Origin of the sequence: Pseudomonas sp. WS 5011 (assembly GCF_012985775.1) — a bacterium.
GTDB classification, from domain to species: Bacteria; Pseudomonadota; Gammaproteobacteria; order Pseudomonadales; family Pseudomonadaceae; genus Aquipseudomonas; species Aquipseudomonas peli.
In genome coordinates, this window is record NZ_JAAQXA010000016.1 from 75,534 (window position 1) to 90,357 (window position 14,824).

Annotated in this window: 8 protein-coding genes; 4 read left to right on the forward strand and 4 right to left on the reverse strand. The window is 62.6% G+C overall.

Going from position 1 to position 14,824, the window contains the following annotated elements; translation table 11 throughout:
• The first annotated feature begins 276 nt into the window (after window positions 1-276).
• Window positions 277-5,199 carry an alpha-2-macroglobulin gene (locus HBN63_RS16620; RefSeq protein WP_170050168.1) on the forward strand — a complete coding sequence of 1,641 codons (4,923 nt, stop codon included), beginning with the start codon at window positions 277-279 and terminating at the stop codon, window positions 5,197-5,199.
• A 51-nt stretch (window positions 5,200-5,250) separates the two neighbouring features.
• On the opposite strand, the gene HBN63_RS16625 is transcribed toward HBN63_RS16620, so the two are convergent.
• Window positions 5,251-5,544, reverse strand: coding sequence for a hypothetical protein (locus HBN63_RS16625; protein ID WP_090377189.1), 294 nt, complete (start codon window positions 5,542-5,544; stop codon window positions 5,251-5,253).
• A gap of 138 nt (window positions 5,545-5,682) precedes the next feature.
• On the opposite strand from HBN63_RS16625, the gene pbpC reads away from it, so the two are divergent.
• Window positions 5,683-8,064, forward strand: a complete 2,382-nt coding sequence (gene pbpC / locus HBN63_RS16630; protein WP_170050169.1) for a peptidoglycan glycosyltransferase PbpC — start codon at window positions 5,683-5,685, stop codon at window positions 8,062-8,064.
• 163 nt (window positions 8,065-8,227) lie between these two features.
• Window positions 8,228-10,159, forward strand: a complete 1,932-nt coding sequence (locus HBN63_RS16635; RefSeq protein WP_170050170.1) for a methyl-accepting chemotaxis protein — start codon at window positions 8,228-8,230, stop codon at window positions 10,157-10,159.
• A 33-nt stretch (window positions 10,160-10,192) separates the two neighbouring features.
• Here HBN63_RS16635 and HBN63_RS16640 read toward each other — a convergent pair whose 3' ends face one another.
• Both HBN63_RS16640 and HBN63_RS16645 read right to left on the reverse strand, forming a co-directional pair.
• Entirely contained in the window at window positions 10,193-11,314 is a 1,122-nt protein-coding gene (locus tag HBN63_RS16640; protein WP_170050171.1) for a GGDEF domain-containing protein, read from the reverse strand.
• A 146-nt stretch (window positions 11,315-11,460) separates the two neighbouring features.
• Window positions 11,461-12,948, reverse strand: a complete 1,488-nt coding sequence (locus tag HBN63_RS16645; protein WP_170050172.1) for a SulP family inorganic anion transporter — start codon at window positions 12,946-12,948, stop codon at window positions 11,461-11,463.
• 435 nt (window positions 12,949-13,383) lie between these two features.
• Here HBN63_RS16645 and HBN63_RS16650 point away from each other — a divergent pair, with 435 nt between their 5' ends.
• Complete coding sequence (locus HBN63_RS16650) at window positions 13,384-14,337, forward strand: SdiA-regulated domain-containing protein (RefSeq protein ID WP_170050173.1); 954 nt, start codon at window positions 13,384-13,386, stop codon at window positions 14,335-14,337.
• On the opposite strand, the gene HBN63_RS16655 is transcribed toward HBN63_RS16650, so the two are convergent.
• On the reverse strand, window positions 14,334-14,783 hold the full coding sequence (locus HBN63_RS16655; RefSeq protein WP_160089286.1) for a DMT family transporter: 450 nt from the start codon (window positions 14,781-14,783) through the stop codon (window positions 14,334-14,336). The two genes, HBN63_RS16650 and HBN63_RS16655, sit on opposite strands and share 4 nt — an antisense overlap.
• Window positions 14,784-14,824 lie beyond the last annotated feature (41 nt).

The window sequence follows — 14,824 nt, forward strand, 5'->3', positions numbered from 1 at the left end:
GCAGGCGAGAAACGCAGCGTAGCGGAGTAACAGCCAACGGCTGGCCCGTAGGGTGAGCGAAACGAATCACGCGGAGTGTACGAGTTGTACATGAGCATTACTCGTTTCACTCGCCCTTCGGGCCGCGCTAAAGCGCGTTAGCCGCAAGCGGCTTGTCGAGCCTGGCTTTAACGCAGCAGGGCCGACGCGCAGCAGACCGTTAACAGGTTCTTAGTTGTCGGCAGGTGCCTCGACTATAGTGTCAGGCCTCTGCACCTACCCTTGTTGGAGCCCGCAATGCCGAAGAATGGACTGCTTCTGGCACTTGTCCTGAGCCTGCTCAGCGCCTGTGATTCATCCACCCCAGGGCCTGCCGAAGTAACGGCGACCCAAACTCCCGCCGAGAGCAGTGAGGCTGCCAAGCCTGTGGTCGACCGCAAGGCGTTGGCCGAGCGTTACGCCGGCCGCGAGCTGACCGTGGTGGATGTCTCGGAGGTGCAGCTGGATGGTGCCAGCACGCTGTCGATCAGCTTCTCGGTGCCGCTCGACCCTGAGCAGAAGCTCGCCGAGCGTCTGCACCTGGTCGATAGCAAAGACGGCAAGGTCGATGGCGCCTGGGAGCTGACGGACAATCTGATGGAGGTGCGCCTGCGCCACCTGGAACCACAGCGCAAGCTGGTGCTGACCGTTGATGCCGGCCTGCTCGGGCTGAATGGCAAAAGCCTCGCTGCCGAGCAGGTCACCCGCCTGGAAACCCGCGACCTGCAAGCCAGTGTCGGCTTCGCCAGCCGTGGTTCCTTGTTGCCCACACGCCTCGCTGAAGGCCTGCCGGTGATCGCACTGAACGTCGACAAGGTGAATGTCGAGTTCTTCCGCATCAAACCTGAATCGTTACCGGCCTTCCTTAACCGCTGGGGCCGCGCGAGCAATCTGGACAACTGGGAAGCCCGCAGTCTGTTGCCGATGGCCGATCTGGTCTATGGCGGCCGTTTCGATCTGAACCCTGCGCGCAACACCCGCGAAACCTTGCTGCTGCCGATTGCCGGCCTGGAGCCGTTCAAGCAGCCCGGTGTGTACCTGGCGGTGATGCGTGAAGCCGGCAGCTACAACTACTCGCAACCGGCTACGCTGTTCACCCTGAGTGATATTGGCCTGTCCGCGCGGCGCTACCAGAACCGTATCGATGTGTTCACCCAGGCCCTAGCCGGCGGTGATGCCCTGGGTGATGTAAGCCTGGAAATCCTTGATGCCGAAGGCCAGGTGCTGGCCGAAGGCAAGACCGATGGCGCTGGCCATGGCGAACTGCCGCTGCCGCCCAAGGCCGAAGTGCTGCTGGCCCACCAGGGCGAACAGACCAGCCTGCTGCGCCTGAACACTGCGGCATTGGACCTGGCCGAGTTTGATATCGCCGGCCCCGTCGCTCACCCGTTGCAGTTCTTCGTGTTCGGCCCGCGTGACCTTTACCGTCCCGGCGAGACCGTGCTGCTCAACGGCCTGCTGCGTGACGCCGATGGCCGCGCAGTAAAAGCCCAGCCGGTAAATGTGGAAGTGCGCCGGCCGGATGAGCAGGTCAGCCGCAAGTTCGTCTGGCAGGCCGATGACAGCGGTCTGTACCAATACCAGCTGCAACTGGCCGATGAAGCGCCGACCGGGCGCTGGCAGCTGCTGTTCGACCTCGGCGATGGCCGCCAGCAGCTGTATGAATTCTCTGTAGAAGACTTCCTGCCCGAGCGCATGGCCCTGGAACTCAAGGGCAGCGAAGAACCCTACACCCCAGCGGAAAACGCTCAGTTCGACGTGACCGGACGCTACTTGTACGGCGCACCGGCCGCTGGCAATCGTCTCAGCGGGCAGCTCTATGTAAGGCCGTTGCGTGAGGCGGTGGCGAGTCTGCCGGGCTATCAGTTCGGCTCGGTTACCGAAGAAGAACTGAGCGAGGATATCGAGCTGGATGAAACCAGCCTCGACGAGCAGGGCAAGGCCAGTCTGGATATCGAAAGCCGTTGGAGCGATGCCAAATCGCCGCTGCGTTTGATCCTGCAAGCCAGTCTGCAGGAGTCCGGCGGCCGGGCGATTACCCGGCGGATTATCCAGCCGGTCTGGCCAGCCGAGCGTCTGCCGGGTGTGCGCGGGCTGTTCGATGGCGAGGAAGTCGACGCCGACAGTCTGGCCGAGTTCGAAGTGTTGGTGGCCGATGCCGAGGGCAACAAGCTGGCGGCTGATCAACTTAGCGTGCGCCTGATTCGTGAGCGCCGTGACTACTTCTGGAATTTCTCCGAAAGCGATGGCTGGAGCCATAACTACACCGAGAAATTCCTTACCCTTAGCGAAGAAACCCTCAAGGTCAGCGCTGGCGGCACCGCCAAGATCAGCTTCCCGGTGGAGTGGGGCCCGTACCGCGTCGAGGTCATCGACGGTCAGACTGGCATGCTCAGCAGCATGCGCTTCTGGGCCGGCTACCGCTGGCAGGACAACGCCGACGGCGGCGCCGTGCGCCCGGATCAGGTCAAGCTGGCGCTGGATAAACCGGCGTACGTCGATGGCGACACCGCTCAGGTCACCGTAACCCCGCCTTCTGCGGGCAAGGGTTACCTGATGGTGGAGTCCAGCGAAGGGCCGCTGTGGTGGGAAGAGATCGACGTGCCGGCCGAGGGCAAGACCTTCGACATCCCGATTGCCAAGGACTGGGCGCGGCATGACCTGTATGTCAGCGCCCTGGTGATTCGCCCCGGCGAGCGCAAGAGCAATGCCACGCCTAAACGCGCGGTCGGCCTGCTGCATCTGCCGCTGGAACGTGCGCCGCGCAAACTGGCGCTGACCCTCACTGCTGCGGAAAAGATGCGTCCTAATCAGCCGCTGAAGGTCAAGGTACAGGCGCGCAACGCTGACGGCAGCATCCCGAAACAGGCGCAGGTGCTGGTGGCTGCGGTGGATGTCGGCATCCTCAATATCACCGAGTACGCCACGCCTGATCCATTCGCCAACTTCTTCGGCCGCAAGGCCTATGGCGCGGACCATCTGGATATCTACGGGCAACTGATCGAAGCCGGCCAGGGGCGAGTGGCCAAACTGGCCTTCGGTGGTGACGCGGCGCTGGCCGGTGGCGGCAAGCGTCCGGACACCAGCGTGTTGATCGTCGCGTTGCAGAGTGAGCCGCTGAAATTGAACGAGCAGGGTGAAGGCGAAGTCAGCCTGAATATCCCTGACTTCAACGGCGAACTGCGGCTGATGGCGCAAGCCTGGACCGATGAGCACTACGGTATGGGCGAAGGCAAGACAGTGGTCGCTGCGCCGCTGATCGCCGAGCTGTCCGCGCCGCGCTTCCTCGCTGGCGGTGATGAAACCACCCTGGCCCTTGACCTGAGCAACTTGTCCGGGCGCGAGCAGAAACTCGATGTGCAACTGAGCGCCGAAGGCCAGCTGCGTCTGGCGCAGAATCCGGGTGCTGCGGTTGCACCGATCACCCTGGCGGATGGTCAGCGCACCATTCTGCGCATCCCGGTCACCGCGCTTGGCGGTTACGGGCAAGGGCGCTTCAAGGTCAGTGTCAACGGCCTGGCCCTGCCCGGTGAGGATCTGCCGCCGTTTAGCCGTGAGTGGACGCTGGGCATTCGCCCGGCCTACCCTGCGCAGTTGCAGCATTTCCGCGCGGTGCTGAAAGATGAAGCCTGGCTGCTGCCTGCGGATGCTTTGAGCGCCTTTGAAACGGCGGGTCTGGAAGCGCGGCTGGCGATTTCCAGTCGTCCGCCGCTGAATCTTGGCGAGCAGATTCGTGCGCTCAAGGCGTATCCGTATGGCTGCCTGGAGCAGACCACCAGCGGTCTGTACCCGTCGCTGTATGCCGATGCTGCAACGCTAAAACGCCTGGGCGTGGAAGCCGAGCCGGATGAGCAGCGCAAGCGGTCCATCGAGTTGGGCATCGAGCGTCTGCTGAGCATGCAGCGCTACAACGGCAGCTTCGGTCTGTGGGGCGCGGACAGCGACGAGGAATACTGGCTGACTGCTTACGTCAGCGACTTTCTCCTGCGTGCCCGCGAGCAGGGCTTTGGCGTACCGGAAGAGGCGCTGAAAAAGGCCAACGAACGCCTGCTGCGCTACCTGCAGGAACGCCACCTTATTGAGGTCAACTACAGCGACAACGCCGAACACAGCCGTTTTGCCGTGCAGGCCTACGCCGGCTATGTGCTGGCGCGCAGCCAACAGGCGCCGCTGGGTGCCTTGCGCAGCCTGTATGAGCGGCGCAGTGATGCACGCTCCGGCTTGCCGCTGGTGCACCTGGCTGTGGCCCTGCAGAAAATGGGCGACCAGCCGCGTGCCGACGAGCTGCTGACCGCCGGCCTGGCCCGTGGTCGTGACAGCAATAACTGGCTGGCCGACTACGGCAGCCCGCTGCGCGATCAGGCGCTGATTCTGGCGCTGCTGGAAGAGCACGACCTGGCCGGCAATCGCCGCGAAGAGCGGCTGTTCAACCTGGCCGATGAAGTGGCTGGGCAGCAGTGGCTGTCGACCCAGGAGCGCAACTCGCTGTACCTGGCCGGGCGCAACCTGCTGAGCAAGCCGGAGCCGAGCTGGAGCGCCGCGCTGCAAAGCGGCAGCCTGGCTTTCGAGCTGAGCAATGCGCAGCCGGGGCTCAAACTCGATGGCAGCGACCTTACTGCGCCGTTGAGCATCCGTAATTCGGCAAGCAAGCCGGGTGATACCCCGCTGTATCAGCAGCTGACCCTGTCCGGTTACCCCAGTCAGGCCCCAGCTGCCGGTGGTGAAAACCTCAGTATCTACCGTGAATACCTAGGTATGGACGGTGAGAAGCTGGACCTGAGCAACCTGCAAAGCGGCGAGCTGGTGCTGGTGCACCTGGCCGTATCCGCCCAGCAGCGCGTACCGGATGCCTTGGTGGTTGATCTGCTGCCGGCGGGCCTGGAGTTGGAAAACCAGAACCTGGCACAAAGCTCGGCCAGCCTGGATGACGCCAGCAGTGCGGTGAAAGAGTGGCGTGAGTCGATGCAGAACGCGGCGATCAAGCACCAGGAGTTCCGTGGTGATCGCTACGTTGCGGCGCTGGATGTGAACGGCTACGACACCACCCACCTGCTGTACCTGGCCCGCGCTGTTACCCCGGGAAGCTACCGCGTGCCGCCACCGCAAGTAGAGTCGATGTACCGGCCGAACTGGCAGGCCCTGGGCACCACGCCGGGGCGTCTGGTGGTCAAGGAGCGCTAGAACGCACAAGGCCCGCCAAATTGGCGGGCCTTGTTGTTTAGCCGGTGTGATTTAGCTGATCAGACCGCTCAGCAGCCACAATCCGAGCACCAGCCAGATCACCCCAGCAATGATCGAGCGGCGTATAAAGGCGCGTACCGCCAGGTACAGCAACCAGAGACCAGCCAGCAGAACCACGATGCTGAGCAATGATGGCGTTACCCCCAAGGCCTTGGACATGCCCGTGATAAAGCTGCTGACCGCGCCGCCGAGCATGCCGAAAAAGCCGCTCAAGCCTTCGACGATAAAGCGGATCACCGAGCCGACTGCCTCGCCAAGGGATTCAAAAAAACCTTCTACACCCATAGTTCTCGTTCCACTCGACCCTGCGTTGATTGCTGCTGCGCGCCAGTGTGCCAGTCATTTGGCAGAATGGCAGCGCTGTTGGCCGGTTGGGCCGTTAATTGTGGTTACAGACCCGCGATGCAAGGAATGGATCAGCGCATGACCCGCGTTAAACAGTTGTATTGGTTGGCTCTGTGCGTGTGGCGTAACCGTCTGTGGTCGCTGCTACGGCGTCCTTGGTTGGGGCTTCCGCTGTGCCTGCTGCTGGTTCTGGCAGCCGCTGACCGGCTATTTCCGCTGCCCTTGCCTGGCGATGACCTGGCCCGCGTGGTGCTGGCCGAGGACGGTGCGCCGCTGTGGCGTTTTGCCGACCGTGATGGCGTCTGGCGTTATCCGATCAGCCCCGGTGAAGTGTCGCCCTATTACCTGGACGCGCTGCTGACCTACGAGGATCGCTGGTTCTATCAGCACCCCGGGGTCAACCCACTGGCGCTGGGCCGCGCGGCCTGGCAGAACCTCAGTGGCGGGCGCGTGCTGTCGGGTGGTAGCACGCTGTCGATGCAGGTGGCGCGGCTGCTGGATCCACATGCGCGCAGTTACAGCGGCAAGCTCAAGCAGTTGTGGCGCACGCTGCAGCTGGAGTGGCACCTGTCCAAGGATGAAATCCTCACCCTTTATCTCAATCGCGCGCCGTTTGGCGGCACGCTGCAGGGGGTGGCGGCCGCCAGTTGGGCTTATCTGGGCAAATCACCGAGTCAACTGACCCGCGCCGAAGCCGCTCTGCTCGCTGTGCTGCCGCAAGCGCCCAGTCGTTTGCGCCCCGATCGCCACCCCGAGCGAGCGCAGGCGGCGCGCGACAAGGTGCTCAAGCGCCTGGCCAGTTTTCAGATATGGCCGCAGTCGGCAATCAACGATGCGCTGGAAGAACCGGTGCTGCTGGCGCCGCGTCAGGAACCGCGCCTGGCCCCGTTGCTGGCGCGGCGGCTGAATACGGCGGGCAGTCCAACGCTGATTCGTACGACGATCGATGCCGCGTTGCAGCGCCGCCTGGAAGACCTGCTGCTGGGCTGGCGGGCGCGGCTGCCAGAGCGCACCTCGGCGGCGATTCTGGTGGTCGAGCAACCCAGCATGGCGGTGCGCGCCTACCTGGGCTCAGTGGATATCGGCGATGCCAAACGCTTTGGCCATGTCGACATGATCAACGCCGTACGCTCGCCGGGTTCGACCCTGAAACCCTTTCTTTACGGCATGGCACTGGACGAGGGGCTGATCCATTCCGAATCGTTGCTGCAGGATGTGCCGCGACGTTATGGCGATTATCGCCCGGGCAACTTTGCTGCCGGTTTCAGCGGCGCGGTGTCCGCCAGCGAGGCCCTCGCCACCTCGCTCAATCTACCCGCTGTGCAACTGTTGGAAGCCTACGGGCCGAAGCGTTTTGCCGGCGAGTTGCGCAGTGCCGGCGTGCCGTTGCTGCTGCCGCCGCTGGCCGAACCTAATCTGGCGCTGATTCTCGGCGGTGCCGGCAGCCGCCTGGAGGAATTGGTCAGCGGTTACAGCGCCTTTGCCCGTGGCGGCATGGCCGCACGTCTGCGTTTGCAGCCACAGGATGGGCTGCATGAGCGGCGCCTGCTGTCGCCTGGCTCGGCCTGGATCGTGCGGCGCATTCTCAGCGGCCAGGCCCGACCGGACCGTGACCCGCGCGCGCAGCTGGTGCAGCGCCCGAGCCTCGCCTGGAAGACCGGCACCAGCTACGGTTTTCGCGATGCCTGGGCGATTGGCGTGGCACCGCGCTACCTGATCGGCATCTGGATCGGTCGACCGGACGGCACCCCGGTGTCCGGGCAGTTTGGCCTGGCCTCAGCCGCACCGCTTCTGCTGCAGGTGCATGATCTATTGGTCAACCGCGACAGCCAGCGCGGCATTTCCCTGCCGATTGACCCGCAACCTAGCTCAGTCGGTGTAGCCGCGATTTGTTGGCCGCTGGGCCAGCCACTCGACAGCGACGACCCCAACTGCCGGCGCCAGCGCTTTGCCTGGACGCTGGATGGCACCACACCTCCGACCTTGCCGGCGCAGGATCAACCGCTGGGCTTGGGGTTGCAGGAAAGCCTCTGGGTCAATGCCGCCGGGCTGCGGGTTGATGCCAGTTGTCCGGGGGCCAAGGCACAGAGCCTGGCGCTGTGGCCGGCGCCGCTGGAGCCCTGGCTGCCGCGCCGTGAGCGGCGCAGTGCGCGCCTGCCGGCGGTTGATTCGCAGTGCCCACCATGGCATGTACCCGTTGCCGCGCCGCTGTCGATAGTCGGTGTGCGCGAAGGCGACCGTTTACGCCGTCCGGCCGGCAGCGCCGAACCGTTGCGTTTGCGTCTTTCGGCCTTGGGTGGCAGTGGCCGGCGTTGGTGGTTTGTCGACGGCCAGCCGGTCGCAGAAACCACGGCCGACGTGGCGCTGAACCAGCTGTTCTCTCGCCCCGGTCGCTATCAACTCAGTGTCCTCGACGAGAGTGGTCAGACCGCCAAGCTGAGTTTCAGCGTATTGCCGTGAGTGTTGCCCAGAAGGGCCGCGTTGAAAAATCAACGCCCTGTTGTGCCAAGGTGCTCAAGACGCCGGGTTGCGGGTCGATAGGGTTATACATCGGCGAGCGTTTGAGTTTGTATACAAAATTGTATTCAATTGGCTCTTCGAATAATAACGAGAGGGTATCCCCATGGGTTTGTGGAAGCGCAGCATTCAGTGGCAGCTGATTCTCAGCATGGGCGCCGCCCTGCTCACCAGTATTTTGATCGTCGTGGGCGTTTACTCGGCAGTGGTTAACCGCCTGACTGAACGCTTTCTGGTGGAAGAGGCCTTGCCGGCGAGGGTGCTGGCGATCCGCAACGACCTGGAACGGGTACTGACGGCACCGATCACCGCCAACGCCGGGATTGCCGCCAATACCTTTATTCAGGATTGGCTGGCCGCTGGCGAAGATGAAGGCCAGCGCGACGCCGTGGCGCGTTACCTGGAGGGCGTGCGTACGCAGCAGAACGCCATGACCACCTCGATTGCTGTGTTGGAAAGCGGCAACTACTTCACCGGCGAGGGCCTGGCCCGGGTAATCAGCCGTGATCAGCCGGAAAACCAGTGGTTCTATAAGCTGGTCGACAGCAGCCGTGATCAGGTGTTGGAAATCGATATCGACAAGGGCACACGACTGCCGACCCTGTTTATCAACCAGCGGATCAAGCAGGGCGGCAAAACCCTCGGTGTTTCTGGCTTGGGGTTCAGCCTCAAAGCCATGTCGGAAATGATCCGCGACTTTCGTTTTGGTGAGCGCGGTCAGGTGTTTCTGATCGATGCCCAGGGCGAGGTCAAGGTGCATCCACAGGCTGACCTGAGTGGCAGTGGCCGCCTCGCCGAGTTGTTTGGCAAGGCGCCGGCGGATGAACTGTTGAGCAGCGGTGGTAAGGCAGTACGTTTCGAGCGTGATGGTGAAACCTACCTGGCGGTGGCACAGAAGCTGTCCAGCCTGGATTGGCTGCTGGTCAGTGAGGTGCCGGAAGCGGAAGTCTATGCCGAAGCGCGTCAGGCGCTGCTGATGACCAGCGCCATTGGGGTGGGTGTAGCCTTGCTGTTCCTCGGCCTAGTGGTGCTGTTGGCGCGTGGCCTGGTGCGGCCGATCCGTCAGGTGACCGCTGCACTGGTGGAAATTGGCGGCGGCGGTGGCGACCTGACCCGTCGCCTGGATGAGTCCCGCGAGGATGAGCTGGGCGATCTAGCCCGTGGCTTCAACCGCTTTATCGGTGGTCAGCGCAGCCTGATCAGCGATGTGCTGGCGACCAGCGAGCGTTTGCGTGCCTCGGTCAGCCAGGTCGCGCAGGTGGTCGACAACACTGCTGGGCGTTCCGGCCAGCAGCAAGAAATGACCGATATGGTCGCCACGGCGGTGCACGAGATGGGCCTGACCGTGCAGGAGATTGCCCGTAACGCCAGCAGCGCCGCGCAGTCATCGCAAAGCGCACGGGACGAGGCGCAAGGCGCGCGTAATGAGGTGCGCCAATCCATAGGGCATATCGAGAGCATGTCCACTGATATTGGTAATGCCGCCGCCGCAGTCAGTGAGCTGGCCGAGCAGGTGGCCTCAATTGATCAGGTGCTGGCTGTGATTCGTGGGATTTCCGAGCAGACCAACCTGCTGGCGCTAAACGCGGCCATCGAAGCGGCGCGCGCGGGCGAGATGGGCCGTGGTTTTGCTGTGGTAGCCGATGAAGTGCGCACCCTGGCCAGCCGCACGCAGAGTTCGACCGATGAAATTCAGCAGATGATCCAGCGCCTCAAGCAGGGCGCGGAAACGGCCGTGAGTTCCATGCATGCCGGTCAACGTGCGACCGGTACTGGTGTGCAAGCCAGTCAGCGGACGGGTCAGTCGCTTAGCGCGATTACCGAACAGATTGAACGCATCAGTGATATGAACACCCAGGTGGCCACCGCGACCGAGGAACAGTCATCGGTGACCGAGGAGATCAACCGCAACGTGCAGGGCATTGCCGACCTGGCGCATGCCACCGCCGGCGAGGTGCAGGTGTGTAAAGAGGACTGCAAGACCCTGCGCGGTCTGGCGGATGACCTGGCTAAGCAGATGAGCAGTTTTCGCTTGTAAGCCTAAACAGGCGGCACGCCGGTGCCGCCGCACTCAGGCCTGCTCCAGGCGGTTACGCCCGGCAGCCTTGGCCTGATAGAGCGCATCGTCGACGCGCTTGAAGAAGCTTTCAGCGCTGCCGTCACGGCGCATGTCGTAACAGCCCACCCCAAGGCTCGTGGTCAGCGGCAGGATTGCCCCCGGTACATTGAAGCCTTCACGCTCCAGTTCCAGGCGAAACTGCTCGGCCAGCAGGCGTGCCTGTTCCAGCGGGGTGTTGGGCATTAGGATGCCGAATTCTTCGCCGCCCAGGCGCAGCAGCGCGTCGCTGTCGCGGCGGAAGTTCTGGCGCATGCGCTCGGCAAAATCGCTCAGGCAGCTATCGCCACAGGCATGTCCGTACTCGTCGTTGATCCGCTTGAAGAAGTCGATATCCAGCAGTACCAGCGATAGCGGTTGGCTCTGCCGCTGGGCGTTGGCCACCATCACCGGGAACAGGCTGTTGAACTGATAGCGGTTGCCCAGCTGGGTCAGGCTATCGGTGCAGCTGAGGTGTTCGAGGCGCTCCTGCTGGTCGAGCAGCTGCAACTCCAGCTTGAGCGTGTTGTGGTATTCGCGGTGGCTGCGGTTCAACGCCAATAGTAGGTAGCTGAGGTAAAAGCTCAGGGTAATCAGAAGGGCGTACTGCTCGCGCCATGCCAGTGCCAGCGTGAGCAGCCCCGGCAGGTAAATCAGCAGCAATGCCAGGAGCGCGCGCTTTTTGCGCATGGCGAAGTTGAAGGCCAGGGCGGTGCTAAAGGCGATGGTGCTCAGGGTGGCGATAATCGCTGAGCTGCTGAACAGCGGATGGTGCTGCGCCAGGGCATGGGCAGCGCCCCAGCTCAGCGCGGTGATCAGAATCAGGCTCCAATGCAGGTTGAGCCAGCGGCTGAGTGAATCGTTGCTCTGCTCCTGAGGCAGGCGGTGTAGCAGGCGTAGAGCCAGCAGCAGGGCAAATAGGGCGATGCCGATGACACCCGGCAGCACTAGGGCGGCCGGGTCATTGCTGAACGCCCACGTGAGCAGCCAGGCCAGCAGATAATAGATGCCACCCAGTGGCGAGCGAATGCGTGTGTCTTGCGCTTCGCGCCAGAGGGCGAAGGCATGTGGTTGGCGAGGTACTTGGGCTTCAGCCATGGCTTGTGATCACAAATAGCAGCGTTATAGCAGCATAACTCTTTGCTTTTGAAAAAGCTGTCACATTGCTATCGCGCCTTGGGCGACACCCAATGCCGAGCTGGCATGCGCCAGCACGGGCTTACAGCATGATCGCCGCGCCGAACTTAGTGGCCGAGTACCCGCTCAATCGCTTCAGGATTTTCGTGGGTGCCGAAACGATCAACGATGGTGGCGCTAGCCTCGTTCAGGCCCAGAACGTGGACCTCAATACCTTCGCGGCGCAGTTTGATCACCACTTTGTCCAAGGCGGCAACGGCGGTGATGTCCCAGAAGTGTGCCCGGGACAGGTCGATGGTGACCTTGCGGACGGTGTCCTTGAAATCAAAGGCGGCGATGAATTTGTCGGCAGAGCTGAAGAACACCTGCCCAACCACCTTGTAGGTACGCTGGCTGCCCTCGCTGTCGAGTTCAGCGTTGATATAGAGGAAGTGGCCAATCTTGTTGGCGAAGAACATGGCCGCCAGCAGCACCCCGACAAACACGCCGTAGGCCAGGTTGTGGGTGTAAACGGTCACGGCCACGGTGGCGAGCATCACGATATTGGTGGAGAGCGGGTAGTGCTTCAGGTTGCGCAACGAGTCCCAGCTGAAGGTGCCGATCGACACCATGATCATCACCGCCACCAGCGCGGCCATGGGAATCTGGCTGACCCAGTCGCTGAGGAATACCACCATCAGCAACAACACCACGCCGGCCACCAGGCACGACAGTCGACCACGGCCGCCGGATTTCACGTTGATGACTGACTGGCCGATCATCGCGCAGCCCGCCATACCGCCCAGCAGGCCGGAGGCGATATTGGCCACGCCCTGGCCTTTGCATTCGCGGTTCTTGTCGCTGTTGGTGTCGGTCAGGTCATCAATGATGGTCGCGGTCATCATCGACTCCAGCAGGCCCACCACAGCCAGCGCAGCGGCGTAGGGAAAGATGATGGCCAGGGTTTCAAACGTCAGCGGTACATCTGGCCAGAGGAAAATCGGCAAGGTGTCCGGCAGCTCGCCCATGTCGCCGACGGTGCGGATATCCAGGCCGAAATACATGGCCACGGCAGTCATCGACAGGATGCACACCAGCGGTGAGGGAATGACCTTGCCCAGCTTAGGCACATAGGGGAACAGGTAAATGATGGCCAGGCCCGCCGCACACATGGCGTAGACCTGCCAGGTGACGTTGGTCAGCTCCGGCAACTGCGCCATGAAAATCAGGATGGCCAATGCGTTGACGAAACCGGTGACCACCGAGCGCGAGACAAAGCGCATCAGCGAGCCGAGCTTGAGGTAGCCCGCGCCGATCTGCAGCACGCCAGTCAGTAGGGTCGCTGCCAGCAGGTATTCCAGGCCGTGGTTTTTCACCAGAGTGACCATGACCAGAGCCATGGCCCCGGTGGCGGCGCTGATCATGCCTGGGCGGCCACCGACAAAGGCGATCACTACGGCGATACAGAAGGAGGCATACAGGCCGACCTTGGGGTCGACGCCGGCGATGATCGAGAAGGCGATGGCTTCCGGGATCAGCGCCAGCGCCACCACCAGACCGGCGAGCACATCGCCGCGGATGTTAAAGAACCAGGTGTTTTTCAGGCTTTGCAACATGGTCAATTCCAAAAACTGGGGTCCGCAGATGCACGCAAGGGCAGGGCGGATGGGCTAATAAACGCTGGGTACAACGAGAGCAACGCAGCCTTGCGGCCAGCGTGCAGGCGCACAGCTACGGCAACGGGTAAGCCGCCGGGCTATGCAGGGAGGGGCGAAGCGCTATGGCGGCGTAGGCAGCCAGCGGGATGGTTGGGCCAGTGTCATATCGACCTGTCTCGATCCATTCGGGCGAAAAGGGCGCTCACCTTAACACATGCCTCTCAGTCTTCGCCGGCCGCGGGTTGTGGCTCTGCGAGTTGAACTCAGCAGCAGGCGGGGACTCATACACCCGCAGCCCAGCGTCTGGCCCGACCAATCGACACCCTTACAGCCGTGCTGTCATGTTCACGCAGCACACTGCTGTTTCCCGTAAGCACGCGAGTATGACTATTCATGATGTCCGCTGCGAAAGGGGTGCTAGGACGGCTACCTGATGTAAGCCCATGGAAATGGGCGCTATTACTGCTGGTGCTGACCCTGGTTTACCAGATAGGCGTGCAGCACCTGGATAACCGTCTGTATTTCTGGATCAAGACCTCCTGGCATGAAACCGAATGGGAAAGCCGCAGCCTGTGGCTGCCCGAGTACCAGGTGCGCATCGATGCGCTGCCGATTGCCGGAGTGAGCAACAACCTGTCCGGCCTGACCTACGACGAAGGGCGCGACCAGCTCTGGGCGGTGGTGAATAACCCCGAGGAGCTGCTGGCCCTGAGCAAGGAGGGTGAGCTGTTGGCGCGTTATCCGCTCAGCGGCTTCAGCGATGTCGAAGGCATCACGTACCTGGGCGATAACCTCTTGTTACTGGCTGAAGAGCGCGATCAGGCGCTGGTGGTGGTCGAACTGCCGGAAAAACCCGGTGCTCTGTTTCGCGAGGATTACCGGGCGCTGACCCTGGGCATTGATCTGGGCGGCAACCAAGGCTTTGAAGGGGTCGGCTACGACCGCGCGGGTGACCGACTGTATGTGGTCAAGGAGCATTCACCGCGCAAGCTGTATGAGGTGCGTGGCCTGAAATCCAGCTTCCAGGGGGACTTCAACCTGCAGGTAATCGATCGCCAGGCCTGGATCGATCACAAGGTGTTTGCCACGGACTTGTCGTCGGTGCATTACGACGAGCAGACCGGGCATCTGGCCCTGCTCAGCGATGAGTCCAAGGTGCTGATCGAACTGGATGCCGAGGACGGCAAGCTGATCAGCTTCCGCTCGCTGCTCAGTGGCTTCGCCGGGCTGCAAGGCAGCGTGCCACAGGGCGAGGGTCTGACCCTGGATGATCAGGGCAATCTCTATCTGGTCAGCGAACCCAACCTGTTCTACCGCTTTGAACGCGAGAGTCGGCCTGGCGCTTAACCGCGCCTGATCAGCCAGATGCCGGCGACGATCAGCAGCAGGCCGCCGACTTTGCCCGCAGTAATCGGCGCTTCGCGAAAGCCGGCCCAGCCGAAGTGGTCCAAGGTCAGGGCCATGCTCAGTTGCCCGGCGATCACCAAGGCCATAAATAGCACGGCGCCAACCTTGGGGCCGGCAAAGGCGGCGGTGGCGATAAACATCACCCCCAGCAGGCCGCCACTCCAGTGCCACCAGGTCAGGCCTTTCAGCGCGCCGAGGCTGGGGAACTCGCGCTGGGCCAGCACCAGAATCAGCAGCGCAAGGGTACCCACGGCAAAGGACACCAGCGCGGCGGCCATCACGCTCGACACCTGTTTGGCCAATTGACCGTTGATGCCCGCTTGCAACGGCAGGCAGGCGCCGGCTACGAAGGGCAAGGCCATCAACCACCAGATCGGGGCAGGCATGGGCATATCTCCAGGTGGGCAAGGAGCGATTATGCCGCAAA

Coding starts and splice junctions, on each gene's coding strand:
- HBN63_RS16635 (WP_170050170.1), top strand. CDS start 8,228: ATGGGTTTGTGGAAGCGCAGCATTCAGTGGCAGCTGATTCTCAGCATG.
- HBN63_RS16650 (WP_170050173.1), top strand. CDS start 13,384: ATGATGTCCGCTGCGAAAGGGGTGCTAGGACGGCTACCTGATGTAAGC.
- pbpC (WP_170050169.1), top strand. CDS start 5,683: ATGACCCGCGTTAAACAGTTGTATTGGTTGGCTCTGTGCGTGTGGCGT.
- HBN63_RS16655 (WP_160089286.1), bottom strand. CDS start 14,783: ATGCCTGCCCCGATCTGGTGGTTGATGGCCTTGCCCTTCGTAGCCGGC.
- HBN63_RS16620 (WP_170050168.1), top strand. CDS start 277: ATGCCGAAGAATGGACTGCTTCTGGCACTTGTCCTGAGCCTGCTCAGC.
- HBN63_RS16640 (WP_170050171.1), bottom strand. CDS start 11,314: ATGGCTGAAGCCCAAGTACCTCGCCAACCACATGCCTTCGCCCTCTGG.
- HBN63_RS16645 (WP_170050172.1), bottom strand. CDS start 12,948: ATGTTGCAAAGCCTGAAAAACACCTGGTTCTTTAACATCCGCGGCGAT.
- HBN63_RS16625 (WP_090377189.1), bottom strand. CDS start 5,544: ATGGGTGTAGAAGGTTTTTTTGAATCCCTTGGCGAGGCAGTCGGCTCG.